This window comes from Variovorax sp. GW821-FHT09D04 (assembly GCF_059416405.1).
The window spans coordinates 243,713-270,251 of record NZ_JBWKPA010000004.1; the positions used below are offsets into that span (position 1 = coordinate 243,713).

Annotated in this window: 26 protein-coding genes and 1 pseudogene; 15 read left to right on the top strand and 12 right to left on the bottom strand. The window is 69.3% G+C overall.

The features are described 5' to 3' along the window. Window positions 1-9 precede the first annotated feature (9 nt). Window positions 10-840 carry a helix-turn-helix domain-containing protein gene (locus AC07O4_RS15445; protein ID WP_495305012.1) on the bottom strand — a complete coding sequence of 277 codons (831 nt, stop codon included), beginning with the start codon at window positions 838-840 and terminating at the stop codon, window positions 10-12. A gap of 102 nt (window positions 841-942) precedes the next feature. Here AC07O4_RS15445 and AC07O4_RS15450 point away from each other — a divergent pair, with 102 nt between their 5' ends. Continuing rightward, complete coding sequence (locus AC07O4_RS15450) at window positions 943-1,929, top strand: Bug family tripartite tricarboxylate transporter substrate binding protein (RefSeq protein WP_369629904.1); 987 nt, start codon at window positions 943-945, stop codon at window positions 1,927-1,929. 2 nt (window positions 1,930-1,931) lie between these two features. After that, the gene (locus AC07O4_RS15455) at window positions 1,932-3,257 is read left to right on the top strand and encodes a PhzF family phenazine biosynthesis isomerase (protein ID WP_495305013.1); all 1,326 of its coding nucleotides are present in this window, start codon (window positions 1,932-1,934) and stop codon (window positions 3,255-3,257) included. Here the strand turns inward: AC07O4_RS15455 and AC07O4_RS15460 are convergent. Beyond that, window positions 3,254-3,991 (bottom strand): TetR family transcriptional regulator C-terminal domain-containing protein, encoded by a 738-nt coding sequence (locus tag AC07O4_RS15460; RefSeq protein WP_487849085.1) that lies wholly within the window; start codon window positions 3,989-3,991, stop codon window positions 3,254-3,256. The two genes, AC07O4_RS15455 and AC07O4_RS15460, sit on opposite strands and share 4 nt — an antisense overlap. After that, a complete protein-coding gene (locus tag AC07O4_RS15465) occupies window positions 3,988-5,439 on the bottom strand; it encodes an aminotransferase-like domain-containing protein (RefSeq protein ID WP_495305014.1) in 1,452 nt (483 codons plus the stop codon). The genes AC07O4_RS15460 and AC07O4_RS15465 overlap by 4 nt, the downstream gene beginning before the upstream one ends. 253 nt (window positions 5,440-5,692) lie before the next feature. Here AC07O4_RS15465 and AC07O4_RS15470 point away from each other — a divergent pair, with 253 nt between their 5' ends. From AC07O4_RS15470 to AC07O4_RS15490, 5 genes are all read left to right on the top strand, one after another. Then, a complete protein-coding gene (locus tag AC07O4_RS15470) occupies window positions 5,693-7,063 on the top strand; it encodes an NAD(P)-dependent oxidoreductase (protein WP_495305015.1) in 1,371 nt (456 codons plus the stop codon). Between the two features lie 70 nt (window positions 7,064-7,133). Further along, window positions 7,134-8,444 (top strand): NAD-dependent dihydropyrimidine dehydrogenase subunit PreA, encoded by a 1,311-nt coding sequence (preA, locus tag AC07O4_RS15475; RefSeq protein ID WP_070062111.1) that lies wholly within the window; start codon window positions 7,134-7,136, stop codon window positions 8,442-8,444. A 124-nt stretch (window positions 8,445-8,568) separates the two neighbouring features. Continuing rightward, a complete protein-coding gene (locus AC07O4_RS15480; RefSeq protein ID WP_495305016.1) occupies window positions 8,569-10,074 on the top strand; it encodes an NCS1 family nucleobase:cation symporter-1 in 1,506 nt (501 codons plus the stop codon). Between the two features lie 26 nt (window positions 10,075-10,100). Continuing rightward, complete coding sequence (gene hydA, locus AC07O4_RS15485) at window positions 10,101-11,540, top strand: dihydropyrimidinase (protein ID WP_495305017.1); 1,440 nt, start codon at window positions 10,101-10,103, stop codon at window positions 11,538-11,540. An 18-nt stretch (window positions 11,541-11,558) separates the two neighbouring features. Further along, on the top strand, window positions 11,559-12,815 hold the full coding sequence (locus tag AC07O4_RS15490) for a Zn-dependent hydrolase (RefSeq protein ID WP_495305018.1): 1,257 nt from the start codon (window positions 11,559-11,561) through the stop codon (window positions 12,813-12,815). Window positions 12,816-12,840: 25 nt separating this feature from the next. On the opposite strand, the gene AC07O4_RS15495 is transcribed toward AC07O4_RS15490, so the two are convergent. From AC07O4_RS15495 to ycaC, 4 genes are all read right to left on the bottom strand, one after another. Then, the gene (locus tag AC07O4_RS15495; RefSeq protein WP_492744516.1) at window positions 12,841-14,058 is read right to left on the bottom strand and encodes an acyl-CoA dehydrogenase family protein; all 1,218 of its coding nucleotides are present in this window, start codon (window positions 14,056-14,058) and stop codon (window positions 12,841-12,843) included. Between the two features lie 97 nt (window positions 14,059-14,155). Further along, window positions 14,156-14,752 carry an NADPH-dependent FMN reductase gene (locus tag AC07O4_RS15500; RefSeq protein WP_495305019.1) on the bottom strand — a complete coding sequence of 199 codons (597 nt, stop codon included), beginning with the start codon at window positions 14,750-14,752 and terminating at the stop codon, window positions 14,156-14,158. 93 nt (window positions 14,753-14,845) lie between these two features. Continuing rightward, window positions 14,846-15,535: an isochorismatase family protein gene (locus AC07O4_RS15505; RefSeq protein ID WP_495305020.1), complete on the bottom strand. Its 690-nt coding sequence runs from the start codon at window positions 15,533-15,535 to the stop codon at window positions 14,846-14,848. A 7-nt stretch (window positions 15,536-15,542) separates the two neighbouring features. Continuing rightward, window positions 15,543-16,169: an isochorismate family cysteine hydrolase YcaC gene (ycaC, locus tag AC07O4_RS15510; protein WP_062479957.1), complete on the bottom strand. Its 627-nt coding sequence runs from the start codon at window positions 16,167-16,169 to the stop codon at window positions 15,543-15,545. A gap of 244 nt (window positions 16,170-16,413) precedes the next feature. Between ycaC and AC07O4_RS15515 the strand changes: the two genes are divergently transcribed. From AC07O4_RS15515 to AC07O4_RS15530, 4 genes are all read left to right on the top strand, one after another. Further along, window positions 16,414-16,749, top strand: a complete 336-nt coding sequence (locus tag AC07O4_RS15515) for a hypothetical protein (RefSeq protein ID WP_062479977.1) — start codon at window positions 16,414-16,416, stop codon at window positions 16,747-16,749. 180 nt (window positions 16,750-16,929) lie between these two features. Continuing rightward, on the top strand, window positions 16,930-17,628 hold the full coding sequence (locus AC07O4_RS15520) for a Bax inhibitor-1 family protein (protein ID WP_495305021.1): 699 nt from the start codon (window positions 16,930-16,932) through the stop codon (window positions 17,626-17,628). A 35-nt stretch (window positions 17,629-17,663) separates the two neighbouring features. Further along, entirely contained in the window at window positions 17,664-18,209 is a 546-nt protein-coding gene (locus AC07O4_RS15525) for an Rrf2 family transcriptional regulator (protein WP_062479961.1), read from the top strand. Between the two features lie 103 nt (window positions 18,210-18,312). Further along, window positions 18,313-18,759 carry a universal stress protein gene (locus AC07O4_RS15530; RefSeq protein ID WP_062479963.1) on the top strand — a complete coding sequence of 149 codons (447 nt, stop codon included), beginning with the start codon at window positions 18,313-18,315 and terminating at the stop codon, window positions 18,757-18,759. 38 nt (window positions 18,760-18,797) lie between these two features. On the opposite strand, the gene AC07O4_RS15535 is transcribed toward AC07O4_RS15530, so the two are convergent. The 4 genes and pseudogenes from AC07O4_RS15535 to AC07O4_RS15550 all read right to left on the bottom strand — a co-directional run bounded on the left by AC07O4_RS15535 (window position 18,798) and on the right by AC07O4_RS15550 (window position 21,011). After that, window positions 18,798-19,073, bottom strand: a complete 276-nt coding sequence (locus tag AC07O4_RS15535; RefSeq protein ID WP_495305022.1) for a hypothetical protein — start codon at window positions 19,071-19,073, stop codon at window positions 18,798-18,800. A 195-nt stretch (window positions 19,074-19,268) separates the two neighbouring features. Further along, window positions 19,269-19,766 carry a GNAT family N-acetyltransferase gene (locus AC07O4_RS15540; protein WP_495305141.1) on the bottom strand — a complete coding sequence of 166 codons (498 nt, stop codon included), beginning with the start codon at window positions 19,764-19,766 and terminating at the stop codon, window positions 19,269-19,271. Between the two features lie 24 nt (window positions 19,767-19,790). Beyond that, window positions 19,791-20,354: pseudogene (locus AC07O4_RS15545) on the bottom strand (HD domain-containing protein); the annotation flags it as partial. Between the two features lie 69 nt (window positions 20,355-20,423). Beyond that, the gene (locus AC07O4_RS15550; RefSeq protein WP_159273080.1) at window positions 20,424-21,011 is read right to left on the bottom strand and encodes a hemerythrin domain-containing protein; all 588 of its coding nucleotides are present in this window, start codon (window positions 21,009-21,011) and stop codon (window positions 20,424-20,426) included. A 148-nt stretch (window positions 21,012-21,159) separates the two neighbouring features. Between AC07O4_RS15550 and AC07O4_RS15555 the strand changes: the two genes are divergently transcribed. Both AC07O4_RS15555 and AC07O4_RS15560 read left to right on the top strand, forming a co-directional pair. After that, window positions 21,160-21,672: a universal stress protein gene (locus AC07O4_RS15555; RefSeq protein WP_492731211.1), complete on the top strand. Its 513-nt coding sequence runs from the start codon at window positions 21,160-21,162 to the stop codon at window positions 21,670-21,672. Between the two features lie 119 nt (window positions 21,673-21,791). Further along, a complete protein-coding gene (locus AC07O4_RS15560; RefSeq protein ID WP_495305023.1) occupies window positions 21,792-22,316 on the top strand; it encodes an OsmC family protein in 525 nt (174 codons plus the stop codon). 21 nt (window positions 22,317-22,337) lie between these two features. On the opposite strand, the gene AC07O4_RS15565 is transcribed toward AC07O4_RS15560, so the two are convergent. Next, window positions 22,338-23,522, bottom strand: coding sequence for a DesA family fatty acid desaturase (locus AC07O4_RS15565; protein WP_495305024.1), 1,185 nt, complete (start codon window positions 23,520-23,522; stop codon window positions 22,338-22,340). A 181-nt stretch (window positions 23,523-23,703) separates the two neighbouring features. Here AC07O4_RS15565 and AC07O4_RS15570 point away from each other — a divergent pair, with 181 nt between their 5' ends. Together AC07O4_RS15570 and AC07O4_RS15575 are read left to right on the top strand one after the other, a co-directional pair. Further along, the gene (locus AC07O4_RS15570) at window positions 23,704-24,429 is read left to right on the top strand and encodes a winged helix-turn-helix domain-containing protein (RefSeq protein WP_487849096.1); all 726 of its coding nucleotides are present in this window, start codon (window positions 23,704-23,706) and stop codon (window positions 24,427-24,429) included. Continuing rightward, window positions 24,422-26,533: a PAS domain S-box protein gene (locus AC07O4_RS15575; protein WP_095948752.1), complete on the top strand. Its 2,112-nt coding sequence runs from the start codon at window positions 24,422-24,424 to the stop codon at window positions 26,531-26,533. Before AC07O4_RS15570 ends, AC07O4_RS15575 begins: the two co-directional genes overlap by 8 nt. The last annotated feature ends 6 nt before the right edge of the window (window positions 26,534-26,539 follow it).

The following is a 26,539-nucleotide window of genomic DNA, read 5'->3' on the forward strand; positions in this document are numbered from 1 at the left end:
GCGACCAGGCTAGTTTTGTCGAGGGGCTGCCGCGCGAATTTGCGTCGCCGTCTTCGCCCAGGTCTTTTCCAGCATCCGCGAAAGATAGGACGCCGACTCCCAGCCGACCTGCAGCGCGATGGACAGCACCGAGTCCCGCGTGGTCTGCAACAGGTACACGGCCCGTTCGATGCGCTGGCGCTGCAGGAACTCCAGCGGCGAGATGCCGTGCTTCGCGCGAAAGATCCGCTCCACCTGCCGGCGCGACAGCCGGTGCTGCTGGGCAAAGGCGTCGAGCGACAGGGGTTGCGCCAGATCGCGCAGCATCGTTTCGGCCAGCAGCTCGGCCACCCACAGCGCCGGCGAGGCGTCGCCCTCCGACAACGGGTTGGCGCTCAGGCGCGCGGCCTCCATCACGAGCGCGCCGCACAGCACGTAGTTCTCGCTGTCGCCCGCGCGGGTCGATTCGAACATCCGCTGCGACAGGGCGCCCAGCGCGGTGCTGCCCGCGCGCATGCCTTGCGGGGGCCGCACGACGCCCTGCGCCTGCAAGGCCGTGGCCCACAGCGCCGGATCGACGTAGACCGCGACATGGCTCTGGCCGGCGGTGAGCGTGGTCGTCGAATGCGCGCTGCCCGCCGCGAACCAGACGAAGTGGCCGGGCCCGAAGCGCTGCGCCTCGCCCTGCGCATCGCCCACGCTGAAGCGGCCTGCGATGGGCACGAACAGCATGTCGCAATCGTGCACGTGCGCGTCGGTGGCGTAGTGGTCGCGGGTGTTGGCGACCATCGTCGCCTGGTGAGACAGCCGTTCGACGAACAGCGATTGGCGGGGCGGCGGGTGGCTGGAAGTCAGTGGCATGGCCGTTCCTTGTCGCATTCGAAGCCGCGCATGTCGCAATCGGGCGCACGCGTTGGCGCGCGCTCCACAGAATCGGAAGGACCACTCCTGCAAGAAGACCCCATGACTACTCAACCTCTGCGCCGCGCGCTCCTGGGCCTGGCCGCCGCCGGTGCCCTGTACGGGCCGACCGCCTCGTGGCCGGCCTCCGATCCGGCCTACCCGGTGAAGCCGATCACCATCATCGTACCCTTCCCCGCCGGCGGCGGAACGGACGTGATCTTCCGTTCGGTGCAGCTGCGGCTGCAGGCCGCGCTCGGTGTGTCGGTCATCATCGACAACCGCTCGGGCGCGGGCGGCACCGTCGGCACGGGCTTCGGCGCGAAGGCGAACCCCGACGGCTACACGCTGGTGGCCAGCACCACGACCACCATCGCCTCGGCCGATGCGGTGTACCCCAAGCTCCCGTACGATCCGCTCAAGGACCTGGTGCCGATCGGCACCATCGGCACCACGCCTTTCGTGCTGGTGGTCACGCCCGCGCTGGCGGCGCGCACGGTGAAGGACTTCGTCGGCTACGCCAAGGCCAACCCGCAGGCGCTCAACTACGGCAGCATCGGCAACGGCAGCCTGAGCCACCTGGCGGGCGAACTGTTCAAGCAGCGCACCGGCATCGAGATGACGCACGTGCCCTACCGCGGTGCCGCGCCCGCGCAGGCCGACCTGATGGCAGGCCAGATCCAGGCGCTGTTCGACAACCCGCCCGCGTTGCTGGCGCAGGTGCGCGGCGGCCGCATGCGGGCGCTGGCCATCAGTGAACCGTCGGCGGGTTTTGCCGACCTGCCGACCTTCGAGGCGGCCGGCATCAAGGACTTCAAGCCGCAGCTCTGGTATGGCCTGATGGCACCGGCCGCCACGCCGCAGCCGGTGGTGCAGCGCCTGCGCGCCGCGCTCGACACCGCGATGAAAGACCCGGCACTGCGCGCCGACATGCTGGCCAAGGGCGTGACGCCGTGGAACGTGCGGCCCGAGGTGTTCGAGGAGCACATCCGCGGCGACATCAAGCTCTGGGGCGGCATTGCGCGCTCGGTCAACGCGAGGGCTGATTGACGATGGCTGCGATTTTTTCTGCGCCCGGTTGCCGGAACATCCGCGTGTTCGTCGGCCCCGATCCATCCGTCGGCGGCAACCCCGCGCCCGTCTGGCTCGATGCCGACGCGCTCTCCACCGCACAGATGCAGGAGCACACCCGACTCAGCGGCCATGAGTCCGTCTTCGTGCTGAAGCCGACCACACCGGCGCACCGGTTGCGCATGCGTTACTTCGTGCCCAAGCACGAGATGGAAATGTGCGGCCACGCCACGGTCGGCGCGCTGTGGCTGCTGCACCGGCGCGGCGAATGGGACGGTGCGCCCGTCGCGATCGAAACGCTCAGCGGCACCGTCACGGGCCGGCGCGTCGATGGCACGGTGCAGATCAGCCAGCCGCGTGCCACGGTGGAAGAGGTGACGCAACAGCGGCTGGTCGAAGACATCGCGCAGTGCCTGGGCATCGAGGTCGGGCAGATCGTGGGGCCGGTGCTCAACGCCGCCACCAGCCGGGTCAAGACGCTGGTTCGCCTGGCCGACACCGCGCAGCTGCACGCCTTGCGCGTCGACTTCGCACGCGTCGAATCGCTGTGCGAACGTCTCGGGTCCACCGGGCTGTATCCCTATGCCATGTCACGGGACGAGACCGACACGGTCAGCGCACGGCAATTTCCCAAATCTTCCGGCTACCCGGAAGACGCCGCCACGGGCATCGCCGCCGCCGCGCTGGCCTGGGGCCTGCGCCACCTGGGGCTGGTCGGCCACGAGGCGCTGTCGGTGACCGTGCGGCAGGGAGAAGCAATGGGTTCGCCCTCCGCGATCCACGTGGGATTGCCATGGGATGCGAACGCGCAGGAAGGGTGCTGGGTCGGCGGCGAGGCCTGCGATGCGCAACCCGAAGATTTCTTGCTCGACCAGCTGTGCCCACCTGAAGTGGCGCGGGCCAAGCCATCGGGTACTTACGCCACATTCGCGAGGGCCGGCAGTCTGCTGCACACGAGCGGCGTGGTGGCGCGCGAGAACGGCCAGGTGATCACAGGCCGGCTCGAAGGCCCCGACGATGTGCCGCGCGGCCAGCGGGCCGCAGTGGCGGCTGTCGGCGCCCTGCTGCGCGCGGCACAGGACGAACTCGGCAGCCTCTCGCGCGTCGTTCGCGTCGTGGCACTGAACGGCTACCTCCAGGCTTGCGGCGACTTCAAGGACCACGCCCAGGTGATGGACGCGGCCTCGGCGGCGCTGCAACGGATCTTCCCCGATGCCGCCCTGCCGGTTCGCACCACGGTGGGCGTCGCGTCGCTGCCTCGCGGCGGCGTGGTCGAGGTGTCGATGGTGCTCGAGACGCGCGACTAGGGCCTGCCCTTGCCGGCCTTTTCCGCGCACGGCAGCGCAGCGTGCCCGCTCGTCACCACCGCCGAGGTGGCGGGCCGCTTCAGCCCCAGCGCGCCTTCGAGCATCCGCAGAATGGTCTCGCGGGCCAGGTCGAAATCCGCCGGCTCCAGCGCCTGCTTGCCGAGCAGCATGCGCATCTGCCAGGCGAAGTCGGCGTAGGTCTGCGTCATCGCCCACAGCGTGAACAGCAGGTGCGGCACGGGCAGCGGCGCCACGTCGCCGTTCGCCATCCAGCGGTTCAGCACGGCCGCTTCGGCGCGGAAGGCTGGTACCAGCTTGGCCTCGATGTCGTCGGCGCATTGCGGCGCCTGCGAAATGATTTCCTGCGCGAACAGCCGCGAGCCCGAAGGGTGGTCGTACGAGAACTGCAGCTTCTGCGTGACGTAGCGCTCCAGCGCGGCATGCGGGTCGAGGTCGGCGTCGGCCAGGCTGTTGAGGTTCGACAGCCACGAGTCGAGCACGTCGTTGAACACGCGGCTGTACAGCGCCTTCTTCGAGGGGAAGTAGTACAGCAGGCTCTGCTTGGAGATGCCCGCGTCGGCCGCGATGTCGTCGACCGACACGCCGCCGTAGCCGTGCAGCGCGAAGCGTTCCTGCGCCACTGCGAGGATGGCGCTCTCGAGGTTCTGGCGGCGGGCCTGGCGCTTCACGGCGGGAGGACGCGCCGCAGTTCGCAGGGGTGGCGCAGCACTCATGGGTTCTTCATCCGCGCCAGGAAGCGCACCAGTCGCTCGTCGCCGCAATGCGCCACGTTGAAGCGATACCAGGCAAAGGGCTGCGGCATGTCGCCGAAATCGGTCGCGGCCGCGAGCGGCAGGCCCTGCTTGCGCGCCTCCTGCAGCACCGCATCACCCGATGGACGAGGCTCACAGCCGGGCGGCCAGCCTGCGCAGAGAAAGGGACCGCCATCGGGCACGCACAGCGCCTGCAGGCCCGCGCCGGTCAGCAGCGACAGCGTGCGCTCACCGGCGATCTTCAGGGCGGTATTGAGCTTCTGCAGGAAGCGCGGATAGCCGGCATCGGCCAGCACCTCGCAGGCCACGCGCTCCTCGAACTCGCTCGGCCCGAGCGTGGTGTGCAGGCAGCGCAAGGCCGCATCGTCGACCCAATGCTGCGGCAGCAGCACATGTGCAAGCCGCAGCTTGGCCGAGAGCGTGGTCGACACGCCACCGACCTGCGCCACGCGCTGCAGCCCGTCCATCGCGGCAAGGCTGGGCGCCTGCAACGGCGAGAGCCCGCGCCAGGTGTCGAGTTCGATCACGCGCAGGTCGTGCCGCTCGGCCGCCTGCAGCGCCTGGTGCGCGCCCTGCGGGCTCATGCAGATCCCCATTGGATTGGAGACGGCGGTCGACAGGAACAGCAGGCGCTGCCGGCTCGCCGTCGGCAACAGCATGGCATGACCGTCGAGCGCGGCGATGTCGAGGCAACCGCCGCGCCGTGGCACTTCGAGTATGCGACGGCCCAGCGTGCGGATCAGGCTGCGCAGCTGGCGCGGTGCGGGCGACTCGACCAGCACCGCGTCGCCGGGTTTGGTCCAGGCCTGCAGCAAACACATCGTGGCGCCCAGGCTGCCCGCTGCCGTCATGACCTGCTGCGGGCCCAGTGCGGGCAATTCGGCGCGATGGCGCGCGGCGATCAGTTCGCGCAGGCGCGGCAGGCCGAAACCATGTCGCGTGCCGCTGTCCCATTCGGGGGCCGAGCGGGCCACGCGGCGCATGGCTTCGCGCACCAGGTCGTCGCCCCGGTATTCGGGGGGTGGCGGGCGGTCGTGGGCCATGGCGGTGTCGGTCATGCGCGGCACCGCATCGGCGTCGTCGGATGCAATGCGCGAAGGCCGGTGCAGCACGTAGTAACCGCTGCCCGGCCGCGAGGCCAGCACCGAGCGCGCGCGCAAGGCGCTGTACGACTCGGTGACGGTGAAGGTGCTGATGCCCAGCTTGCCGGCCAGCGCGCGCACCGAAGGCATCTTGGTGCCTGGCGCCAGGCGCCCGTCAATGACGCGCAACTCAACGCCCACCACGAGGCGCTGCGCCAGCCCGAGGCCGGGCGCGGCTTCGTCCATGTCGCCCATCAGGCCCTGCATCCAACCGGCACCGGCGGGCGCCGGCTGGCGCAGCGCCGACGCGTTGCTTGAACTCTGCATCACCGGGTCTCCTTGAGAAACGCATGCGGCCTGTCTGGACAGGGTTTGCCCTGGGCAACTGTGCTGGGGAGTGCACCAAACAGCATGGTCGGCAGCGGCAAACACTTTCTCGTGCGCCGCGCCAACTGTGTATGGGCGGCACCCCTCGTTTGCTGAATCATCGCGACATTCGACCACTTGGTCAAACTTCATGAGGGCTCGATCTCTCATGTCGCACACGGTTACCCCACCACGACCTGGAGCTTGAAAGCCCATGAGCAGCACGATGAATCCCGTCGCGCCCAGCGCGCACATTGCCTCCGATGTGCGCGCCGGCCGTCTCGACCCCGCGCAGTACGCCAAGAACTTCTGCGACGCCCACCCGCCGCTGAACGTGGTGCAGGCCAACATCGAGGCCGAGCGCTGCTACTACTGCTTCGACGCGCCCTGCCAGACGGCCTGCCCCACCGGCATCGACATCCCGACCTTCATCCGCCGCATTGCCGACGGCAACCTGCGCGGCGCGGCGCGCACCATCCTCGAAGAGAACCCGCTGGGCGGCATGTGCGCCCGCGTGTGCCCGACCGAGGTGCTGTGCGAGCAGGCCTGCGTGCGCAACAGCAACGAGAGCAAGCCGGTCGAGATCGGCCTGCTGCAGCGCCACGCGACCGACGCCTTCTTCGACGCGCCCGGCGCGCCGCTGTTCGTGCGCGCGGCCGACACGGGCAAGCGCATTGCCGTCGTCGGCGCGGGCCCGGCCGGCCTGGCCTGCGCGCACCGCCTCGCGGTGCTGGGCCACCAGGTGACGCTGTTCGATGCGCGCCCCAAGCTCGGCGGCCTGAACGAATATGGCCTGGCCAGCTACAAGACGGTGAACGACTTCGCGCAACGCGAGATCGAGTGGCTGCTGTCGGTCGGCGGCATCGAGGTGCGCAACAACCAGGCACTGGGCCGCGAGTTGCACCTGGATGCGCTCGCCGCCGGCTACGACGCGGTGTTCCTGGGCCTGGGCCTGGCGGGCGTGAACACGCTGGGCCTGGGCGAGCAGGCCGGCGTGCGCGATGCGGTGGACTTCATCGCCGAGCTGCGCCAGGCCGCGTCGCCGGCCGACGTGGCCATCGGCCGCCATGTGGTGGTGATCGGCGGCGGCATGACGGCCGTGGATGCGGCCGTGCAGTCGCGCAAGCTCGGCGCGGAAGACGTGAGCATCGTCTACCGACGCGGCGCCGAAACCATGGGCGCCTCGGTCGACGAACAGAGCTGGGCCAAGGAAAACGGCGTGCGCATCATCCACTGGGCCGCGCCCAAGGCCCTGCGCGCCAAGGGCGGTGTGCTGCGCGGCATCGACTTCGCGCGCACCGCGCTGGTCGACGGCAAGCTGGTCGAGACCGGCGAAGCGCTCGCGCTGCAGGCCGACATGGTGCTGTGCGCCATCGGCCAGAGCTTTGTCGCGACGGCGCTGGAAGACAGCGGCGTGCAGCTGCAGGGCGGGCGCATCAGCACCGATGCCGAGTGCCGCAGCTCGCTCCCGAAGGTCTGGGCCGGCGGCGACGCGCGCTTCGGCGGGCGCGACCTCACGGTCGAGGCGGTGGAAGACGGCAAGCAGGCCGCGCTGTCCATCGACCGTCACCTGCGCGCCGCGTGAAGCGACCGCACCGATCTTCCTTTCCTCTCATTCCATCCGTGCGCGCCTTGCCGCGACAGGAGCAATTCACATGGCAGACCTGAGCATCGACTTCGTGGGCATCCGCAGCCCCAACCCTTTCTGGCTGGCCTCGGCGCCGCCGACCGACAAGGAGATCAACGTGGTCCGCGCCTTCGAGGCTGGCTGGGGCGGCGTGGTGTGGAAGACCGTGGGCGAAGACCCGAACGTGGTCAACGTGCACGGCCCGCGCTACGCCGTGTCGTACGCGGCCGACCGCCGCGTGACGGGCTTCAACAACATCGAGCTGATCTCCGACCGGCCGCTGCGCACCAACCTGGAAGAGATGACGCGCGTGAAGCGCAACTGGCCCGACCGCGCACTGGTGGCGTCGATCATGGTGCCGTGCACCGAAGAGGCCTGGAAGAACATCCTGCCGAGGGTCGAAGACACGGGCTGCGACGGCATCGAGCTGAACTTCGGCTGCCCGCACGGCATGAGCGAACGCGGCATGGGCGCGGCCGTGGGCCAGGTGCCCGAGTACATCCAGATGGTGGCCGAGTGGTGCAAGCACTATTCCAAGCTGCCGGTGATCGTGAAGCTCACGCCCAACGTGGCCGACATCCGGCCCGCCGCGCGCGCCGCGAAGAAAGGCGGCGCCGACGCGGTGAGCCTCATCAACACCATCAACTCGATCATGGGCGTCGATCTGGACGCGATGGCGATGTTTCCGCACACCGACGGCAAGGGCTCGCACGGCGGCTACTGCGGCCCCGGCGCCAAGCCCATCGCGCTGCACATGGTGGCCGAGATCGCGCGCGACCCGCAGACCGCCGGCCTGCCCATCTCGGGCATCGGCGGCGTCTCGACCTGGCGCGATGCGGCCGAGTTCATCGCGCTGGGCAGCGGCTCGGTGCAGGTGTGCACCGCCGCCATGGTCTACGGCTTCAAGATCGTGCAGGACCTGTGCGACGGCCTCTCCAACTTCATGGACCAGAAGGGCTACGCCAACCTGGAACAACTGCGCGGCCGTGCGGTCGGCAGCATCACCGACTGGCAGCAGCTCAACCTGAACCACGTCGACAAGGCCGTGATCCACCAGGACCTGTGCATCCAGTGCGGCCGCTGTCACGTGGTGTGCGAAGACACCTCGCACCAGGCCATCAGCGCGACGAAAGACGGCATGCGCTTCTTCGAGGTGAAGGAAGAAGAGTGCGTTGGCTGCAACCTGTGCGTGTCGATCTGCCCGGTGCCCGGCGCGCTGTCGATGCGCACGCTGAAGGCCGGTGAGACGGATGCGCGCACCGGCCACCCGGTGGTCGGCCACTACGCCAACTGGACCACGCACCCCAACAACCCGATGCGCACCGGCAGCCCCGCCTGAACGGGATATCGAACAAGCGAGTGAGTGAGCAAGTGAATGAACAAGCCCGGCGCAGACCGGGCGGCGGCGGGAGGGGAACGACCACACGGCCAGAAGCACGACACACGTGCAGGAGAAAACCCACATGACGACCCCACAGCACGGCGGCGCACCCGCCGCAAACCTCTGGAACGAGGACCTGGCGCCCACCACGCTGGCGCAGCGAACGTGGCGCTGGTACCACTTCGCCGCGCTCTGGGTGGGCATGGTGATGTGCATCCCCGCCTACATGCTGGCGGCCAGCCTGATCGAAGGCGGCATGTCGTGGGGGCAGGCGGTGCTGACCGTGTTCCTCGGCAACGCCATCGTGCTGGTGCCGATGCTGCTCATCGGCCACGCGGGCGCGAAGTACGGCATTCCGTATGCGGTGATGGCGCGCGCCTCGTTCGGCACGCGCGGGGCGCGGCTGCCCGCCTTGCTGCGCGCCATCGTGGCCTGCGGCTGGTACGGCATCCAGACCTGGTTCGGCGGCCAGATGATCTACACGCTCGTCGGCGTGCTCATGGGCCAGCCGCTGGGCGGCGACAAGCTGCCGATGCTCGGCATCAACGGCGCGCAGCTCGTGTGCTTCCTGATCTTCTGGGCCATCCAGCTGTACTTCGTGGTGCACGGCATCGAGTCGATCCGCCGGCTCGAGACCTACACCGCGCCGCTGAAGATCATCGTGTGCATCGCCCTGCTCTACTGGGCCGTGCAGCGTGCGGGCGGCCTGGGCCCGATCTTCGACCAGCCTTCGCAGTTCGAGGCCGGCGGCAAGAAGGCCGGCATGTTCTGGGCCGTGTTCTGGCCATCGCTCACGGCCATGGTGGGCTTCTGGGCCACGCTGGCATTGAACATTCCCGACTTCACGCGCTTCTCGCGTTCGCAGCGCGACCAGGTGGTGGGCCAGGTCATCGGCCTGCCTGCGCCCATGGGCCTGCTCGCGATGATGGCCGTGATGGTCACCTCGGCCACCGTGGTCATCTACGGCAAGGCGCTGTGGGACCCGGTGGACCTGGCCAGCCGCATGACCGGCGCCGCGGTGCTGCTCGCGCTCATCATCCTGCTGATCGACACGGTGAGCGTGAACCTGGCGGCCAACCTGGTGGGCCCGGCCTACGACTTCTCTGCACTCAACCCGAAGAAGATCTCGTACCGCACGGGCGGCTACATCACGGCCGGCATCGCCATCGTGATGATGCCGTGGAAGGTGCTGGAGACCACGCAGGGCTACATCTTCACCTGGCTCATCGGCTACTCGGCGCTGCTGGGGCCGGTGGCCGGCATCCTGATTGCCGACTACTACCTCATCCGCCGCAAGGAGCTGGACGTCGAGGCGCTCTACCGCGAGACCGGCGCCTACAGCTACGGCAACGGCTGGAACATGGCGGCCATCGTCGCCTTCGTCGTCGGCGTGCTGCCGAACATCCCGGGCTTCCTCAACGCCGCCTTTCCGTCGGCCGTTCCGTCGATGCCCGAGTTCTTCAAGACGATCTACACCTACGCCTGGTTCGTCGGCGTGGTGCTGTCGGCCGTGGTCTACATGGGGCTGATGAAGGCGCGTGCGCCACAGCTTCAGGGCATGACCCCGCCCCTCAAGAACCCCAGCTGAGACAAAACAGAAAAGGAACCCACGCCATGACCGTACTCATTCGCGGTGGCACGGTGGTCAACGCCGATGCCGAGCACCGTGCCGACGTGCTCTGCCAGGGGGACAAGATCCTCCAGGTCGGCACCGACCTGCAGGTGCCGGCGGGCGCCGAAGTCGTCGACGCCGGCGGCGCCTACGTGATGCCCGGCGGCATCGACCCGCACACCCACATGCAGCTGCCCTTCATGGGCACCGTGGCGGCCGACGACTTCTTCAGCGGCACGGCGGCCGGCCTGGCCGGTGGCACCACCAGCATCATCGACTTCGTGATTCCCGACCCGCAGCAGTCGCTGATGGACGCCTTTCGCATGTGGCGCGGCTGGGCCGAGAAATCCGCCGGCGACTACAGCTTTCACGTGGCCGTGACCTGGTGGAACGACAGCGTGCACAAGGACATGGGCACGCTGGTGCGCGAGCACGGCGTGAACAGCTTCAAGCACTTCATGGCCTACAAGAACGCGATCATGGCCGACGACGAAATTCTGGTGAAGAGCTTCCAGCGCTCGCTGGAACTCGGCGCCATGCCCACGGTGCACGCGGAAAACGGCGAGCTGGTCGCGATGCTGCAGCAGCAACTTCTGGCACAGGGCATTCGCGGCCCCGAGGGCCATCCGCTGTCGCGCCCGCCGATGGTCGAGGCCGAGGCGGCCAACCGCGCCATCGCCATCGCGGAGGTGCTGGGCGTGCCGATCTATGTGGTGCACGTGTCATGCGGCGAAGCACTCGACGCCATCACCCGCGCCCGCGCCCGCGGCCAGCGCGTGTACGGCGAGGTGCTGGCCGGTCACCTCGTGGTCGACGAGAGCGCCTACCGCGACCCCGACTTTGCGCGCGCCGCCGCCCACGTGATGAGCCCGCCCTTCCGCTCGCGCGAGAACCAGGCCATGCTGTGGCGCGGCCTGCAGGGCGGCAACCTGCACACCACGGCGACCGACCACTGCACCTTCTGCGCCGAGCAGAAGGCGGCCGGCCGCGACGACTTCACGAAGATCCCCAACGGCTGCGGCGGCGTCGAAGAACGCATGGCCGTGCTGTGGGACGCGGGCGTCAACGCCGGCCGGCTCACGCCCTCGGAGTTCGTGCGCGTCACCTCCACCAACGCGGCGCAGCTGTTCAACCTGTACCCGCGCAAGGGCGTCATCCAGCCCGGTGCCGACGCCGACATCGTCGTGTGGGACCCGAAGGCGACCAAGACGCTGTCGGTGAAGACGCAGCATTCGAAGAGCGACTTCAACATCTTCGAAGGCCGCCAGGTGACGGGCGTGCCCAGGCACACGGTCAGTGCCGGCCGCTGGGTCTGGCGCGACGGCGATCTGCGCGCCGAGCCGGGCACCGGCCGCTACCTCAAGCGCCCGCCCTTCGCGCCGATGTTCACCGCACTCGAGCGCTTCAAGCAGCAGCACGCGCCCACGGCCGTGGCGCGCTGAACCCCCAAGGAGTCATACATGAATGCAGCAGTGGACACGCAGGTGCTGACGATCAACGGCGAGCGCCTGTGGAACTCGCTGATGGAACTGGCACGCATCGGCGCCACCCCCAAGGGCGGCGTCAAGCGGCTGGCGCTGACCGACCTCGACAAACAGGGCCGCGACCTCGTGGTGTCGTGGGGCAAGGAAGCGGGGCTGAGCATCACCGTCGACAAGATCGGCAACGTCTTCATGCGCCGCGAAGGCAGCAACCCCGCGCTGCCGCCCATCGTGTCGGGAAGCCACATCGACACGCAGCCCACCGGCGGCAAGTTCGACGGCAACTACGGCGTGCTGTCGGCACTGGAAGTGGTGCGCACGCTGAACGACCAGGGCATTCGCACCGAGGCGCCCATCGAGGTCGCGTTCTGGACGAATGAGGAAGGCTCGCGCTTCGTGCCGGTGATGATGGGCTCTGGTGTGTTCTGCGGCGCCTTCAGCCTCGAGCACGCCTACGCCGCGAAAGACACCGAAGGCAAGACGGTGCAAGAGGAGCTGGAACGCATCGGCTACATCGGCGACCAGACGCCGGGCGACCACCCCATCGGCGCCTACTTCGAGGCGCACATCGAGCAAGGGCCGGTACTGGAGGATGCGGACAAGGTCATCGGCGTGGTGCCGGCGGTGCTCGGCCTCTCGTGGTACGACTGCGTCGTCACCGGCATGGAGGCGCATGCGGGCCCCACGCCGATGCACCTGCGCCGCGACGCGCTGCAGGTGGCCACGCGGATCATGCAGGAGGTGGTGGCCATCGGGCTGCGCTACCCGCCCTACGGGCGCGGCACGGTCGGCATGGTGCAGGTGCACCCGAACAGCCGCAACGTGATTCCGGGCGAGGTGAAGTTCTCGGTCGACCTGCGCAACGTGAGCGGGGAACTGCTCGACCGCATGCACGGCGAGATCCTCGCCTTCGTCGAACGCACGGGGCGCGAGACCGGGTTGGGCGTGACGATCGAGCGCGTGTCGTACTTTCCGCCCTGCCCGTTTCACCCCGATTGCGTGGACGCGGTGCGCCGCGCGACCGAACGGCTCGGCTACTCGACCATGGACGTGGTCTCGGGCGCGGGCCACGACGCGATCTATGCCGCGCGGCTGGCGCCGGCCGGCATGATCTTCGTGCCCTGCAAGGACGGCATCAGCCACAACGAGATCGAGGACGCGCAGCCCGACCACCTGACGGCCGGCTGCAACGTCTTGCTGCACGCCATGCTCGAACGCGCGAAGCGCGTCGACTGACGCCTTCGCGGCGGCGGCGCTGCCGTTACTGGTACGCCGCCAGCTCCTGCTTGGCGATCGCGTTGCGGTGCACCTCGTCGGGGCCGTCGGCCACGCGCAGGTGGCGCTCGTAGGCGTAGAAGTGCGTGAGCAGCGTGTCCTGGCTCAGGCCCATCGCGCCGAAGGCCTGCATGGCCCAGTCGATCACCTTCACGCAGTTGTTGGGCGTGAGCACCTTGATCATCGCGATCTCCTTGGCCGCCACCTTGTTGCCCACGGTGTCCATGCGGTAGGCCGCATTCAGCACCATCCAGCGCGACTGCTCGATCAGCATGCGCGACTCGGCAATGCGCTCGCGCCAGACGCCCTGCTCCGACAGCGGCTTGTGGAAGGCGACACGCGATACCAGGCGCTGGCACATCATCTCCAGCGCGGCCTCGGCCATGCCGATGGCGCGCATGCAGTGGTGGATGCGTCCGGGGCCGAGGCGGCCCTGCGCGATCTCGAAACCGCGGCCCTCGCCCAGCAGGATGTTCTCGACCGGCACGCGCACGTTGTCGAACACGATCTCGGGGTGGCCGAAGGGCGGGTCGTACATGCCCAGCAGCTGCATGTCGCGCACGATGGTGATGCCCGGTGTGTTCTTGGGCACGAGCACCATCGACTGCTGCTTGTGGCGGTCGGCGTTGTCGGGGTCGGTCTTGCCCATCAGCACGAAGATCTCGCAGCGCTCGTTCATGGCGCCGGTGATGTACCACTTGCGCCCGTTGATGACGTACTCGTCGCCTTCGCGGCGGATGCTGCAACGGATGTTGGTGGCGTCGCTGGAGGCCACCTCGGGCTCGGTCATGGCGAACGACGAGCGGATCTCGCCGGCCAGCAGCGGCGTGAGCCAGCGGTCCTGCTGCGCCTTGGTGCCGTAGCGCGCCAGCACTTCCATGTTGCCGGTGTCGGGTGCGGAGCAGTTGAAGATCTCGGCGCACCAGTAGCGCCGGCCCATGATCTCGCACAGCGGCGCGTACTCGACGTTGCTCAGGCCCGGGCCGTGTTCCGACTCGGGCAGGAACAGGTTCCACAGGCCGCGCTCACGCGCCTTGGCCTTGAGGCCGGCCATCATCGGCAGCTCGGCGTAGGGCCGGCCGGCGCGGGCGTTGGCGGCCAGCTCTTCCTCGCGGCGCTTCTCGTTCGGATAGACGTGCTCGTCCATGAACTTGAGCAGCTCGGCGCGCAGCGCGAGCACCCGGGGCGTGAATTCGAATTGCATGTCGTCTCGTCCTTCTTCCAATGTGCGGTCGAAGATACGTCGCGATGCGGATCGGGACGGTCGTTCGCGCGACAGCACGAACGCCGCCCTGTGTGGATCAGCGCGGGGTTGGCAATGCCGTCGCGAGCGCGGCCAGCGCCGCCACCACCTTCTGCACAGACTGCGCGGCGCGCGCGTCCTTCAGCGTACCGTCGGCCTCGAAGGCCTCGTTCGCGCGCCCGAGCGCGAACTGCTGCGGCGCCACCAGCATGGCGAAGGCCATCTGCAGGTACTGGCGCAGGAAGTTCATCGAGCGCAGCGCGCCCAGCGGCCCGGGCGAGGCCGACAGCAGTGCGGCCGGCTTGTTGGCCGTGGCGGCCAGCCCGCCCGCGTGGCCGTCGCCAGGCGGAATGCGCGAGAGCCAGCTGAAGGCGTTGATGACCAGCGGCGTGGGAAAGCCGTTGTACTCGGGCGTGACGATCAGCACGCCGTCGTTCGCCGCGATGGCGCTGCGCAGTTCGTGCGCGCCGGCCGGCACGCCCGAGGCGGCCTCGAGGTCGCCGTCGTACACGGGCAGCGCCAGCGCGCGCAGGTCCATCTCCGTCACCTGCAGGCCCGCCGCGCGCGCGGTGGCCGCGGCCACGGCCGCCAGCCGGCGGTTGAGCGAGCCGTCGCGGGCGCTGCCGGGAATGATCAGGATGCGGGGACTGTCCATGCGGGGCTCCTTGCCGTGCGTTGAAAGAAGAAGGAAAGCCGCGCCGCACTTTGCGCGTGCGGCGCGGCGTTCGTCAGTGTCGCACCCGGAAGATCAGGCGCGCTGCGAATCCAGCTGCTCGCTGTTCGTCACGACCTCCTGCGCCTTCATGTAGCTCTCGATCAGCAGCTGGTAGGGCGGGAACACGGCGCTGTAGGCCTCGGCCCATTGCGCGGCATCGTCGCGGTGCCAGGTCTTCTGCACTTCGGAGCACACGCCCGCGGTGTCGATCGGCACCACGCCGGCCTGCACGACGCGCGCCAGCGTGATCTCCTGCGCCATCTTCGAGTAGGTGCCCGAGGCGTCGATCACCGCGAACACGCGGTAGCCCTCGTGCACCGCCGCGATGCTCGGGAAGGCCATGCACACGCTGGTGATGGTGCCGGCGATGATCAGCGTGCCGCGCCCGGTCGCCTTCACGGCGGCCACGAACTCGGGGTTGTCCCAGGCGTTGATCTCGCCCTTGCGCGCCACGTACTGCGCATGCGGCGCGTACTTGTGCACTTCCGGAATCAGCGGCCCGTTGGGACCCTGCGGCACCGAGGCGGTGGTGATGACCGGGATCTTCGCCAGCGTCGCGACCTTGGCCAGCGTGGTGACGTTGGAACGCAGCTCGGTCATCGGCATGTCCTTCACGGTCTGGAACAGGCCGCTCTGGTGGTCGATGAGCAGCATCACGGCGTCGTCGGGGTCGATGACGGGCTTGGCGCCGTTGAAGTTGGCGACGGTGTTGGGAATGGTCATGGCGTGCTCACTTTCCTTGGGTCAGCTGGGTGTAGCTGGTGATGAGGTTGCGGTAGTCGGGGATGTGGTTGGAGAACAGCGTCCCCAGCCCCTCGATGTCGTTGCGCCAGTCGCGGTGCAGCTCGCAGGCCACGCCGAACCATGACATCAGCTGCGCGCCGGCAGCCGACATGCGGTCCCACGCGGCCTGGCGCGTCACGTCGTTGAAAGTGCCCGACGCATCGGTGACGACGAACACGTCGAAGCCTTCGGCCAGCGCCGACAGCGCCGGGAAGGCCACACAGACCTCGGTGACCACGCCGGCGATCAGGAGCTGCTTCTTGCCCGTGGCCTTCACGGCCTTGACGAAGTCCTCGTTGTCCCAGGCGTTGATCTGGCCGGGGCGGGGAATGTAGGGCGCGTCGGGAAATTGCGCCTTCAGCTCGGGCACCAGCGGGCCGTTGGGGCCGTTCTCGAAGCTGGTGGTCAGCACCGTGGGCAGCTTGAAGTAGCTGGCGATGTCGGCCAGGGCCAGCACGTTGTTCTTGAACTTGTCGGGGTCGATGTCGCGCACCAGCGAGAGCAGGCCGGTCTGGTGGTCGACCAGCAGCACGGCGACATCGTTCTTGTCGAGACGGGTGTAAGGCTTGGACATGAGAGGCTTCCTTTGCGAGGTTGAATGCCGGGGAAAAATGGCCCCCGATGCATGTCCGTCAGCGTAAAAGCGCACCCGAAAGTCCGGTAGTCGGCGAAATTTGCCTGCAGCGTTCCACCCGATGGACGATGGCAACACCCGTGCGCGCAGGTCGGATGAATTCGTGCCCGCCGGAGCCGATCCCTCGCGGCGGGTAAAATACCCCTACATGTCCCGCTGGTTTGCCGCTACCGTCCTCGCTTTCATGCTGTCCTGCTACGGCTTCGCCGTGCTCGCGCACGGGCTGGTCGGCGGCCACCATGTGACGTCGTCGTCCGGCGAACGCCAGACCGTCGCGACGCTCGCCGCCTCGCTGGCCGATGGCGGCGACAAGGACATCGGCAAGACATCGTCCGAAGACCCGTCCGCCATGGACGAAGCGGGCTCCGAGCACGCCGAACTGGTCGATGCGCGTCCCCACGCACGCAACCTGCTGGTGCTGTCCGCGCAACCGCCGCGGCTGGGCTCCACCTCGGTGCTCTCGCCGCTGCTCGACCGGCCCAAGCGGCCACCCCGGCCCCACGCCCTCCTCGCCGCCTGAGGCCGCGCGGCGGCGAGCGAACGCCTGAGGACTGTTGCAGTCCGGGCGTTTGCGCTCATCCGATCCGGCCCGTCGCCTGTTTAGCGCGACGCCCCTGCCCCTTCTTTTCAGCCGTTCGACGGCCCCGCCGCACGTGTCATGCGACCCGTCCGGCCCTCTCTCTTTTTTCAGGATTTTTCGATGAACTCCAGCCAATCGGCCTACCCCTCCAGCTTCGGCGCACCGTTGGCCTCGGTCCAGGAACGCAACCGCATTCTGCGCAACACCTACTGGCTGCTCGCGCTGTCGATGGTGCCCACCGTGCTGGGCGCCTGGCTCGGCGTGGCCACCGGCCTCACGCGCGCCATGTCGCCGGGCATCGGCATCATGGTGTTCCTCGGCGGCGCCTTCGGCTTCATGTACGCCATCGAGAAGACCAAGAACTCCGCCGCCGGCGTGCCCGTGCTGCTGGCCTTCACCTTCTTCATGGGCCTGATGCTGTCGCGCCTGGTCGGCAGCGTGCTCGGCCTGTCCAACGGCGCCAGCCTGGTGATGACCGCCTTCGCCGGCACCGGCGGCATCTTCCTGGGCATGGCCATGCTCTCGACGGTCATCAAGCGCGACATCTCGGCCATGGGCAAATGGCTCTTCGTGGGCGCCATCGGCCTGCTGGTGGTGGGCATCGCCAACGTCTTCATCCAGTCGAGCGCGCTGATGATGACGCTGTCGGTCGCCGCCATCGGCATCTTCTCGGCCTTCATCCTGCACGACCTGAAGCGCGTGAAGGACGGCCTGGAAACCAACTACATCTCGGCCACGCTGGGCGTGTACCTGAGCCTCTACAACGTGTTCCAGTCGCTGCTGGCCCTGCTGGGCATCGCCGGCGGCCGCGACGAGTAAGCGCACACAGAACGACAAGCAAGGAAGGAAACACCATGCGCCTCACCACCAAGGGCCGCTTCGCGGTCACCGCGATGATCGACATCGCCCTGCACGGCCGCTCGGGCCCCGTCACGCTGGCCTCGATCAGCCTGCGCCAGCAGGTCTCGCTGTCGTACCTGGAACTGCTGTTCGCCAAGCTGCGCCGCAACGGGCTGGTCGAATCCACCCGCGGCCCCGGCGGCGGCTACTCGCTCAGCCGCAAGGCCGCGGAGATCACGGTGGCCGACATCGTGCTCACCATCGAAGACCTGGGCGCCAGCAAGATCCGCCCGCGCGCCGCCGGCTCGGCCGACGAACCCGGCCGCTGCGAGATCGACGACCTCTGGGCCTCCGTGAACCTGCGCGCCGTCGAGTTCCTGCGCTCGATCTCGCTGCAGAGCCTGGTCGACGAACAGAAGGCCAAGGGCGTGCAGCCCGCCACCAGCGCGGCCGCGCGCCGCACCACGGCCGTCGTCGGCTCGCCGGTGCGCAAGCCCTTCGTGGTCGACGCGCCGAACTCGGTGTTCGCACTGGGCCGGCGCCACAGCACGAGCAGCTGACGGCGATCGGCGCGGCCGCTGCGCCGCGCCTTGAAAGACCGGGCCGCGCGACCTAGACTGGGCACTGAGGGCACCCGCGGTGCCGGGGGCCAAGGAGCCTGCCATGTACAAGCGTGTTCTCGTCGCAACCGACGGCTCTTCGCTGTCGGACAAGGCGGTGGCCGCGGCCATCGACCTCGCGTTGCTGACCGGCGCCGAGCTGGTGAGCGTCAACGTCGCGCACATCCAGCCCTATGGCTACTTCGAAGGCTCGATGCTGCTGAACCAGACGGATTTCGAGGCCAACCAGAAACACGTCGAGCAGGCGGCCCAGCGCGTGGCCGATGCGGTGCGCGACACCGCCCTGGCCAAGGGCGTGCGCCGCGCCGACGCGGTGGTCATGAAGTCGAACCAGGTGGCCGAAGCCATCATCCACGCCGCCAAGAACCAGGACTGCGACCTGATCGTGATGGCCTCGCACGGGCGCCGCAGCCTCGCCCGGCTGCTGCTGGGCAGCGAGACGCTGCACGTGCTGACGCACTCGCACATTCCGGTGCTGGTGCTGCGCTGAACTGAACGAACGAGGCCCCGCGCACGCGGTGCGCGGGGTTATCTCGTCGCTGCGGACTCGACGGTCTCGACGACCGTGCGACCGGCCGGCGGGCACGACGGCCCGGCATCGCGGCCGAAGCAGCGCGCGGCCTGCGTACGCGCCTGGGCTTCCTGCGCGTGGCGCGCTTCGGCGGCCCCGACCTGGTAGTCGAGCAGCCACTTCATCAGCAGCACCATCGCGATCAGCAGCCCCAGCGCCACACCCAGCAGGGTCGTGCGCCAGTTGCGCGGTCGCGCCGCAGACGGCGCGCGGGCCGGGGGGCTGCTCTCCATCGCGGTGAAGCCCGCAAGGCTGCGGGACGCACCACCGTCATGGATGCGGCGGCGGGGTGGTTCGGGGGTCGCGGAACGCGCGGACACCGAGGTCTGCGCGCGCTTCACGCGCGGCGCATGGGCAGTGTCCGAAGGCAGGTGGCGGGCAGGCATGACGGGGGCGATTATGAACGCCTTGCGCCCCCGGTCCGTGCGTCAGGCACCGACGCCGAACGCCGCGTGGTACCGCACCTCGCCGACAGGCCACGCGCCGTGGAACGACACGGCCTGAAAGTATTCCGGCGGCACGCCCGGCAGCACCAGCCCGGGCCGCACGACGAAGCCGAAGCGGCCATAGAAGGCCGGGTCGCCCAGCAGCACGCAGCCTTGCGCGCCAGCGTCGCGCAGGCCCGCCAGCGCCGCGTCCATCAGCCGCCGGCCGATGCCCTGCCCCTGGCGCGCAGGCGCCACCGAGATCGGGCCCAGGCCATGCCAGCCAGCCGTGCCGTCCGAGATCGCCACGGGCGACAGCGCGACATGGCCGACGATCTCGCCGCCTTCCTCGACCACGAGCGACAGCGTGAGCTGCCCGGCCGCGCGCAAGGCGTCGACGATGAGGTGTTCGGTGCCGTCGGCATGCGGTGCCTCGGCAAACGCCGCCACCGTCAGTTGCCGGATGGCGGCCTCGTCGCCCGGTTGCTCGGGGCGAACCACCGGCCCCGCCTCCGTCCGCCGCGCAGCCTCCACCTTCTTCTGCGTGTCAGCATCCACCAACGCCCGCATGGCACGGAACAGCGGCCGGCTGCCGGTGTGCTTCTGGCCGTAGCCGAGGTTGAATTCGTAGTCGAAGTCCGGCGGGTTCGCGCCCTGGTTGTGCTGCAGCAGGGTCTCGAGCTTGTCGAGCGCCTTGACCGCCTGCGCTTCGGGCGTCTCGGCCTTTTCGTACTCGTCCCACAGCGCCAGGATGCCCGCGCGCAGCGGCGCGTCGAGCGTGCGCGTGAGCAGCTGCAGGTCTTCGCGCTCCTGCGCGCTCTTGTCGGGGTGCGCGCCTTGCACGATGGCGGGAATGTCGCCATGGATCGCCTCGCCCAAGTCGTGCACCACGCACATCTTCAGCACCTTGAGCAGGTCCAGGTCGGCCAGCTCGTCCTCGAAGGCCATGGCCATGAGGCACAGGCGCCAGCTGTGCTCGGCCGTGCTCTCGGTGCGGCCCGAGGCCGTGTGCGCGCTGCGCAGCACGCTCTTGAGGCGCTCGGCCTCGCGAAGGAAGTCCAGCCTTCCCCTGATCTGATCGATGTCCATCTCGCCGTCTCGTTCGTCCTGAAGGGTGTCAGGCCGAGCCTACGCGATCCGGACGCGGGCCGTCGTTACCTACAGCGCCGGCCCCAGCCCGATCGGCGCAGGCACCGCGTTGACGATGCGCGTGAAGAGCGACGCATACACCTCGTCGGGCGCGGGGTGGTTGGAGAACAGGTCGCGGTTCTCGCCGAAGGCCGCGTCGAGCTCGCGCCAGTCGTCGGCACTGAGCACGCGCTCGGCCAGCGGCAGGATCTCGCGTTCCTCGTGCGCCATGTGCTCCAGGTAGAAGCTCACGTACTCGTTCATCGCCTGCTCGAAGGCCAGGCGGCGCGGCTCGCCGAGCATCTCGAAGGCGAGCAGCGCATGCTCGACGTGGCGGATCTTGCGCTCGCCCCAGGCATGGTCGTTGTCCAGCTTGTCCATCAGGTCGCGCGAGATCGGCGTGCAGGCGCGCAGCCGGGGAAAGAGCAACTCGGTCTCCTTCGGGTGGTGGCGCTTCTCGGGAAACTCGTCCACGTAGAACAGCATCGCGCGCAGCGTCGCGAAGTCGGGCATCGTGCCCTTGCGGCGGTGCTGGTCGAGCAGCATCACGATGGAACGCAGCATGGCCGCCAGCGCGGCGTGCTCCTGGCGAATGATCCGGACGGCGGCATGGGTCATGGCGGGGTCTCCTTCTTTCGAAGGCCCCAAGGGTCGCAAGTCCGACGCGGCCCAGGCTTGTTCCAGATCAAGGCCCGTGCACGCAGCCAGGCACAGACTGGCATGGCATCTCCTCTTTCTCATCAACGCACCCTGGAGGTTCCACACCATGTACCAACGCATCCTGGTTCCCGTCGACGGCAGTTCCACCTCCGCCGAAGGCCTGGCCGAAGCCATCCGCCTGGCCAAGCTCACCGGTGGCCGCCTGCGCATCGTCCACATCCTCGATGAACTCTCGTTCGCGCTCGGCATGGACGTCTACGCCGGCCATTCGGGCGACTGGCTCGGGGCGCTGCGCGCCAACGCCGTGACGCTGCTCGAGAAGGCCCGCGCCCAGGCGCAGGACGCGGGTGTCGAGGCCGAGGTCGTGCTGCGCGACGGCTTCAAGGCCGGCGCGGTCCACGACCAGGTGGTGACCGAAGCCATCGCCTCGAAGGCCGACCTGATCGTGCTCGGCACGCACGGGCGGCGCGGCCTGAGCCGCTGGGCCATGGGCAGCAGCGCGGAGCACATCCTGCGGGTGGCGCCCGTGCCGGTGCTGCTGATCCGCGCGCCCGAAGCCGCGGCCAAGGTGGAGTTCGAGCGCTTCAGCCTGCCGGACGGGCAGGTCGCGAACCAGTAGGCCGGTCGCCCGCAGCCGGTTTGACGGGGCCCGGCACCGCGCCCAGAATGGCCTGCTCCGCTCGCGGCTTCTTTCGCGCAAGAACCGCCCGCCCGTTCCCCGTTTCAAGGAGCAGCGCCATGAGCTCACCCCAGCACATCCGGCAGTCCATGGACACCCTCGCGAGCCACTTCGCGACGCATCCGCAGGACGCCCTGACACAGGACAAGCCGGCCACGGCCACGCTGGTGTCGGGCCTGCACTTTCGCGTGACCGGGCCCACGGGGGAATCCATCGCGACCGACATGCCGAAGGCCATCGGAGGCAAGGCTGAAGCGCCATCCCCCGGCTGGTTCATGCGCGCCGCCCTGGCCAGTTGCGAAACGACCGTGATCGCCATGCGGGCCGCGCAGCTCGGCATCGCGTTGACGACCCTCGAAGTGGTCGTCGGCAGCCAGTCGGACAGCCGCGGCCTGCTCGGCGAGCCGGCCTCCGTGCCCGCCGGCCCCAGCCGCATGTACGTCGCGGTGCGGATCGCCGCGGACGGCGTGCCGGAGCAGGCGTTGCGCGACCTCGTGCACTGGGCCAAGGCCCACTCCCCGGTGGGCAGTGCGCTGCGCCGGGCCGTGCCGCTCGATGTGGCGGTGCAGGTCGTGCCGGCCTGACGGCACCCGCGAAGACCGTCCTCAGGCGTAGGAACGCAGCCGCACCGCAAAGGCCGCCAGCGGCGCGATGCCGCTGGCTTCGGCGCGCTCGCACCAGTCCTGCAGCCGCTTCACGAGCTGTTCGCCGGTGGCGCCCGAGCGGCTCCACAGCGCGGTCAGCTCGCGCCGCATCGCGTACATCGTTTCCAACGCCTGCGAAGCCACCAGCGCTTGCGTGAGTTGGGCATGGCGCGTGGCGTCGAGCGCCTTCTCTTCCTTGCCGAGCCAGGGCCGCGCGGCGCGCAGTGCGCGGGCCTTGTTCGGCGCGAGCGCATGCACGCGCGCCAGCTCCTCGGTGCAGGCCTGCTTCAGCGAGCGCGAGTAGTTCGACAGCACGTCGTAGTGGTGCCGGATCACCGCCTGCACCGTGAGCAGGTCGACGGTGGCGCGCGGCGTGGTGAGGCGCGGCTTCGGCGCCAGGTGCTTCACCTTCGCCAGCCCCAGCGCCTGCAGCGCGCGGATGTAGGCCCAGCCGATGTCGAACTCGAACCACTTGTTCGAGAGCTTCGCCGAGGTCGGGAACGCGTGGTGGTTGTTGTGCAGCTCCTCGCCGCCGATCAGCAGGCCGATGGGAAAGATGTTCGTGCTCGCGTCCGCCGCGGGCCAGTTGCGGTAGCCCCAGAAGTGGCCGATGCCGTTGACCACACCGGCGGCCCAGAACGGAATCCATGCGATCTGCACGAGCAGCACCAGCGCACCCGGCAGCACGCCGAACAGCGCCATGTCGATCAGGCCCATGCAGGTGATGCCCAGCGTCTGGTAGCGCGTGTACAGCCGGCGCTCGAGCCAGTCGTCGGGCGTGCCGTGGCCGTAGCGGCTCAGCGTCTCGAGGTTGCGCGCCTCGGCCACGTACAGCAGCACGCCGCCCCACAGCACGCGCTTCAGGCCCACCACCTGCGGGCTGTGCGGGTCGTCGGGCGTGTCGCATTTGGCGTGGTGCTTGCGGTGCACCGCGGCCCACTGCTTGGTGACCATGCCTGTCGTCATCCAGAGCCAGAAGCGGAAGAAGTGGCTCGCGATTGGATGCAGGTCGAGCGCGCGGTGCGCCTGGTGGCGGTGCAGGAAGATGGTGACCGAGACGATGGTGACGTGCGTCAGCGCCAGCGCGGCCAGCAGCACGCCCCACCATGGGAGGTCGAGCGCGCCCGAGAAAAGAAAAGATGCCATTCGTTCGTACCTTCTGGACACTGTGGACAACGGGCGCGATTCTCGGAAGCGCCCCGCCCGCATGCCTTGCGCCAGATCAACAGCGGCCGCTGCGGCTGCCGCAGCCGCGCCTTGCGTGCTACGCTTCCCGGCTCCCTGCGCCCTTCCCCGTGGCGCCGGCGTTTTTTCTCCCAGCCCCCGCATGACTTCTGCCCCCCACATCGCGGTGCTCGACGACGAGGTCGACATCACGCTGCTGCTGGCCAACTACCTCCAGGGCCACGGCTATCGCGTCACCCAACTCCACGACGGCGCGGCGCTGCGCTCGCTCATGGCCGCCGATCCGGCCGACCTCGTGCTGCTGGACCTCGGCCTGCCCGGTGAAGACGGCTTTTCCATCGCCCGCCACATGCGCGAGAACTGGCGCTGCGGCCTCGTGATCGTCACCGGCCGCGGCGACCCGGTGGACAAGGTGGTGGGCCTCGAAGTGGGCGCCGACGACTACGTGACCAAGCCCTTCGACCTGCGCGAGCTGGCGGCGCGCGTCAAGGCCGTGCTGCGGCGCCTGACGCCCGACGCGTCGGCGGCCGCCGCCGCGCCCACGCCGCCCGAGCGCCTGCGCTTCGCGGGCTGGCGCCTGGACACCGCCGCGCGCAGCCTCAGCAACGCGCAGGGCGAGGCCGTGGCGCTGACCACCGGCGAGTTCGACCTGCTGTGCGCCTTCGCGCGGCACCCGGGCCGCGTGCTCTCACGCGACTTCCTGCTCGAGCAGACGCGCGGGCGCGAGGCCGCCCCCTTCGACCGCACGATCGACGTGCAGGTCGGCCGGCTGCGCAAGAAGATCGAGGCCAACGCCGACGATCCGCAGCTCATCAAGTCGGTGCGCGGCGCGGGCTACATCCTGGTGCCGCCGGTCACCCATGGCTGACGGCAACGCCCCCTCGATTCCCGGCCTGCCCTCGGGTGTCGAGGAAGGCAGCGTGTTCCGCTCGCTGTTCGCCGCGTATCCCGATTCGCTGCTGGTGGTCGACCAGTCGGGCCGCATCGTGCTGGCCAACCCCTCGGCCGCCGCCATGCTCGGCTACGCGGCCGACGAGCTCGTGGGCCTGAGCGTGGAAGCGCTGGTGCCCGACAGCATCCGCCCGCGCCACGCGGCGTTCCGCGAAGCCTACGGCCGCGCGCCGCGCCCGCGCCCGATGGGCACCGACATGGAGCTCGTCGCCAAGCGCAAGGACGGCAGCGAGGTGATGGTCGAGATCGCGCTGAGCCCGCTGCAGAACCAGGGCCTGCCCTTCGTGGTGGCCGCGATCCGCGACATCGGCGCCTACCCGCGCGTGAAGCAGGCGCTGCAGCGTGCGCGCTACAGCGAACACCTGGCGCAGCTGGGCCGCCTGGCCGTCGACACGCGCGACCTGCAGGTGGTGCTGGCGCAGGTGCCCGATATCGTCGCGACCGCATTGCAGGTCGAGGTGGCGATGGTGTGGCTGCTCGACGGCAGCCAGCGCGAGTTCCGCCTGGCCAGCGGCGTGGGCCTGGTCGCCGACGAGAGCGTGGGCCTGCGCATCGCCAACCGGCCCGACACGCAACCCGGCTACGTGCTCTCGCAAGGCTGCCCCGTCGTCGTGACCGACTACCGCGAGGAGCGCCGCTTCACCGTGCCGCCCGCCTACCTCGAGGCCGGGCTGGTCAGCGCGCTGGCCGTGCCGCTGTCCGACCGGGGCCGCGTGACCGGCATGCTGTCGGTGCGCGCCACCGCCGCGCGGCGCTTCGGCGACGAGGAGATCCGCTTTCTCGAATCGGTGGCCAGCCTGCTTGCCACCAGCCTGCAGCGCGTGCAGACCGAAGAGGCGCTGAACCACGCACAGCGCCTGGAGAGCGTGGGCCAGCTCACCGGCGGCATCGCGCACGACTTCAACAACCTGCTGACCATCATCCAGGGCAACCTGCAGGTGCTCGAAGAACTCCCGCAGCTCGCGGCCGACGGCTATGCGCAGCAGCTCGTGGCCGCCGCCGCGCGCGCCAGCCGGCGCGGCGCCGAACTCACGGGCAAGCTGCTGGCCTTCTCGCGGCGCCAGATGCTGCAGCCCGACGCGGTCGACGTGCGGCAGATGCTGCACTCGCTCACCGACATGCTGCGCCGCACGCTCGACCAGCGCATCCAGATCGAGATCGACGCCGACGACCCTTGCCCCGCCGTGCGCGCCGACCCGGGCCAGCTCGAATCGGCGCTGCTGAACATCGCCATCAACGCGCGCGACGCCATGCCCGAGGGCGGGCGCCTGCACTTCCGCGCCGAGGCCTGCGACGCCCTGCCCGCCACCGTGCGCCAGGAACTGAGCGACGCCGACGCCGGCCGCCGCTTCGTCGCGCTCTCCATCGCCGACAGCGGCACCGGCATGACCGACGCGGTCATGGAACACCTCTTCGAGCCCTTCTTCACCACCAAGGAGGCCGGGCGCGGCACCGGCCTGGGCCTGAGCACGGTGTACGGCTTCGTGAAGCAGTCGCGCGGCGCCATCGCCATCGACAGCAAGCTCAACGCCGGCACCACCGTGACGCTCTACCTGCCGCAGGTCGAAGCCGACGCGGCGAGCGCTGCGGCACCTGCCGATGAAGATGCCATGGAGATCGAAGCCGAAGCCACGCTGGCCCCGGGCCTGCGCGTGATGCTGGTCGAAGACGACGCCGAGGTGCGCCAGGTGGTCCACACCTTCCTGACCACGCTGGGCTGCGAGGTCGCGACCGCCGCCAATGCCGAACAAGCGTTGCCCGCCATGGCGGCAGAGGCCACGCCCTTCGACCTGCTGCTGAGCGACATCGCGCTCGGCCCCGGCATGCGCGGCACGCGGCTGGCCGCCGAGGCGGTGCAACGCCAACCGCGGCTGGCGGTGCTGCTGATGTCGGGGTTCTCGGCCGAGCTGCTCGACGCCGACCGCGAAGCGCCGCCGGGCTGGGAGCTGCTGCGCAAACCGTATTCGCGCAGCGAGCTGGCACGCGCGATGGCGCGGGCGCTGTTGGCTGCGCGCGAGTGAACGAAG

Bases quoted from the DNA above. Each gene is read 5' to 3' on its own strand.
- AC07O4_RS15445 (WP_495305012.1), bottom strand. From the start codon at position 840: ATGCCACTGACTTCCAGCCACCCGCCGCCCCGCCAATCGCTGTTCGTC.
- AC07O4_RS15450 (WP_369629904.1), top strand. From the start codon at position 943: ATGACTACTCAACCTCTGCGCCGCGCGCTCCTGGGCCTGGCCGCCGCC.
- AC07O4_RS15455 (WP_495305013.1), top strand. From the start codon at position 1,932: ATGGCTGCGATTTTTTCTGCGCCCGGTTGCCGGAACATCCGCGTGTTC.
- AC07O4_RS15460 (WP_487849085.1), bottom strand. From the start codon at position 3,991: ATGAGTGCTGCGCCACCCCTGCGAACTGCGGCGCGTCCTCCCGCCGTG.
- AC07O4_RS15465 (WP_495305014.1), bottom strand. From the start codon at position 5,439: ATGCAGAGTTCAAGCAACGCGTCGGCGCTGCGCCAGCCGGCGCCCGCC.
- AC07O4_RS15470 (WP_495305015.1), top strand. From the start codon at position 5,693: ATGAGCAGCACGATGAATCCCGTCGCGCCCAGCGCGCACATTGCCTCC.
- preA (WP_070062111.1), top strand. From the start codon at position 7,134: ATGGCAGACCTGAGCATCGACTTCGTGGGCATCCGCAGCCCCAACCCT.
- AC07O4_RS15480 (WP_495305016.1), top strand. From the start codon at position 8,569: ATGACGACCCCACAGCACGGCGGCGCACCCGCCGCAAACCTCTGGAAC.
- hydA (WP_495305017.1), top strand. From the start codon at position 10,101: ATGACCGTACTCATTCGCGGTGGCACGGTGGTCAACGCCGATGCCGAG.
- AC07O4_RS15490 (WP_495305018.1), top strand. From the start codon at position 11,559: ATGAATGCAGCAGTGGACACGCAGGTGCTGACGATCAACGGCGAGCGC.
- AC07O4_RS15495 (WP_492744516.1), bottom strand. From the start codon at position 14,058: ATGCAATTCGAATTCACGCCCCGGGTGCTCGCGCTGCGCGCCGAGCTG.
- AC07O4_RS15500 (WP_495305019.1), bottom strand. From the start codon at position 14,752: ATGGACAGTCCCCGCATCCTGATCATTCCCGGCAGCGCCCGCGACGGC.
- AC07O4_RS15505 (WP_495305020.1), bottom strand. From the start codon at position 15,535: ATGACCATTCCCAACACCGTCGCCAACTTCAACGGCGCCAAGCCCGTC.
- ycaC (WP_062479957.1), bottom strand. From the start codon at position 16,169: ATGTCCAAGCCTTACACCCGTCTCGACAAGAACGATGTCGCCGTGCTG.
- AC07O4_RS15515 (WP_062479977.1), top strand. From the start codon at position 16,414: ATGCTGTCCTGCTACGGCTTCGCCGTGCTCGCGCACGGGCTGGTCGGC.
- AC07O4_RS15520 (WP_495305021.1), top strand. From the start codon at position 16,930: ATGAACTCCAGCCAATCGGCCTACCCCTCCAGCTTCGGCGCACCGTTG.
- AC07O4_RS15525 (WP_062479961.1), top strand. From the start codon at position 17,664: ATGCGCCTCACCACCAAGGGCCGCTTCGCGGTCACCGCGATGATCGAC.
- AC07O4_RS15530 (WP_062479963.1), top strand. From the start codon at position 18,313: ATGTACAAGCGTGTTCTCGTCGCAACCGACGGCTCTTCGCTGTCGGAC.
- AC07O4_RS15535 (WP_495305022.1), bottom strand. From the start codon at position 19,073: ATGGAGAGCAGCCCCCCGGCCCGCGCGCCGTCTGCGGCGCGACCGCGC.
- AC07O4_RS15550 (WP_159273080.1), bottom strand. From the start codon at position 21,011: ATGACCCATGCCGCCGTCCGGATCATTCGCCAGGAGCACGCCGCGCTG.
- AC07O4_RS15555 (WP_492731211.1), top strand. From the start codon at position 21,160: ATGTACCAACGCATCCTGGTTCCCGTCGACGGCAGTTCCACCTCCGCC.
- AC07O4_RS15560 (WP_495305023.1), top strand. From the start codon at position 21,792: ATGAGCTCACCCCAGCACATCCGGCAGTCCATGGACACCCTCGCGAGC.
- AC07O4_RS15565 (WP_495305024.1), bottom strand. From the start codon at position 23,522: ATGGCATCTTTTCTTTTCTCGGGCGCGCTCGACCTCCCATGGTGGGGC.
- AC07O4_RS15570 (WP_487849096.1), top strand. From the start codon at position 23,704: ATGACTTCTGCCCCCCACATCGCGGTGCTCGACGACGAGGTCGACATC.
- AC07O4_RS15575 (WP_095948752.1), top strand. From the start codon at position 24,422: ATGGCTGACGGCAACGCCCCCTCGATTCCCGGCCTGCCCTCGGGTGTC.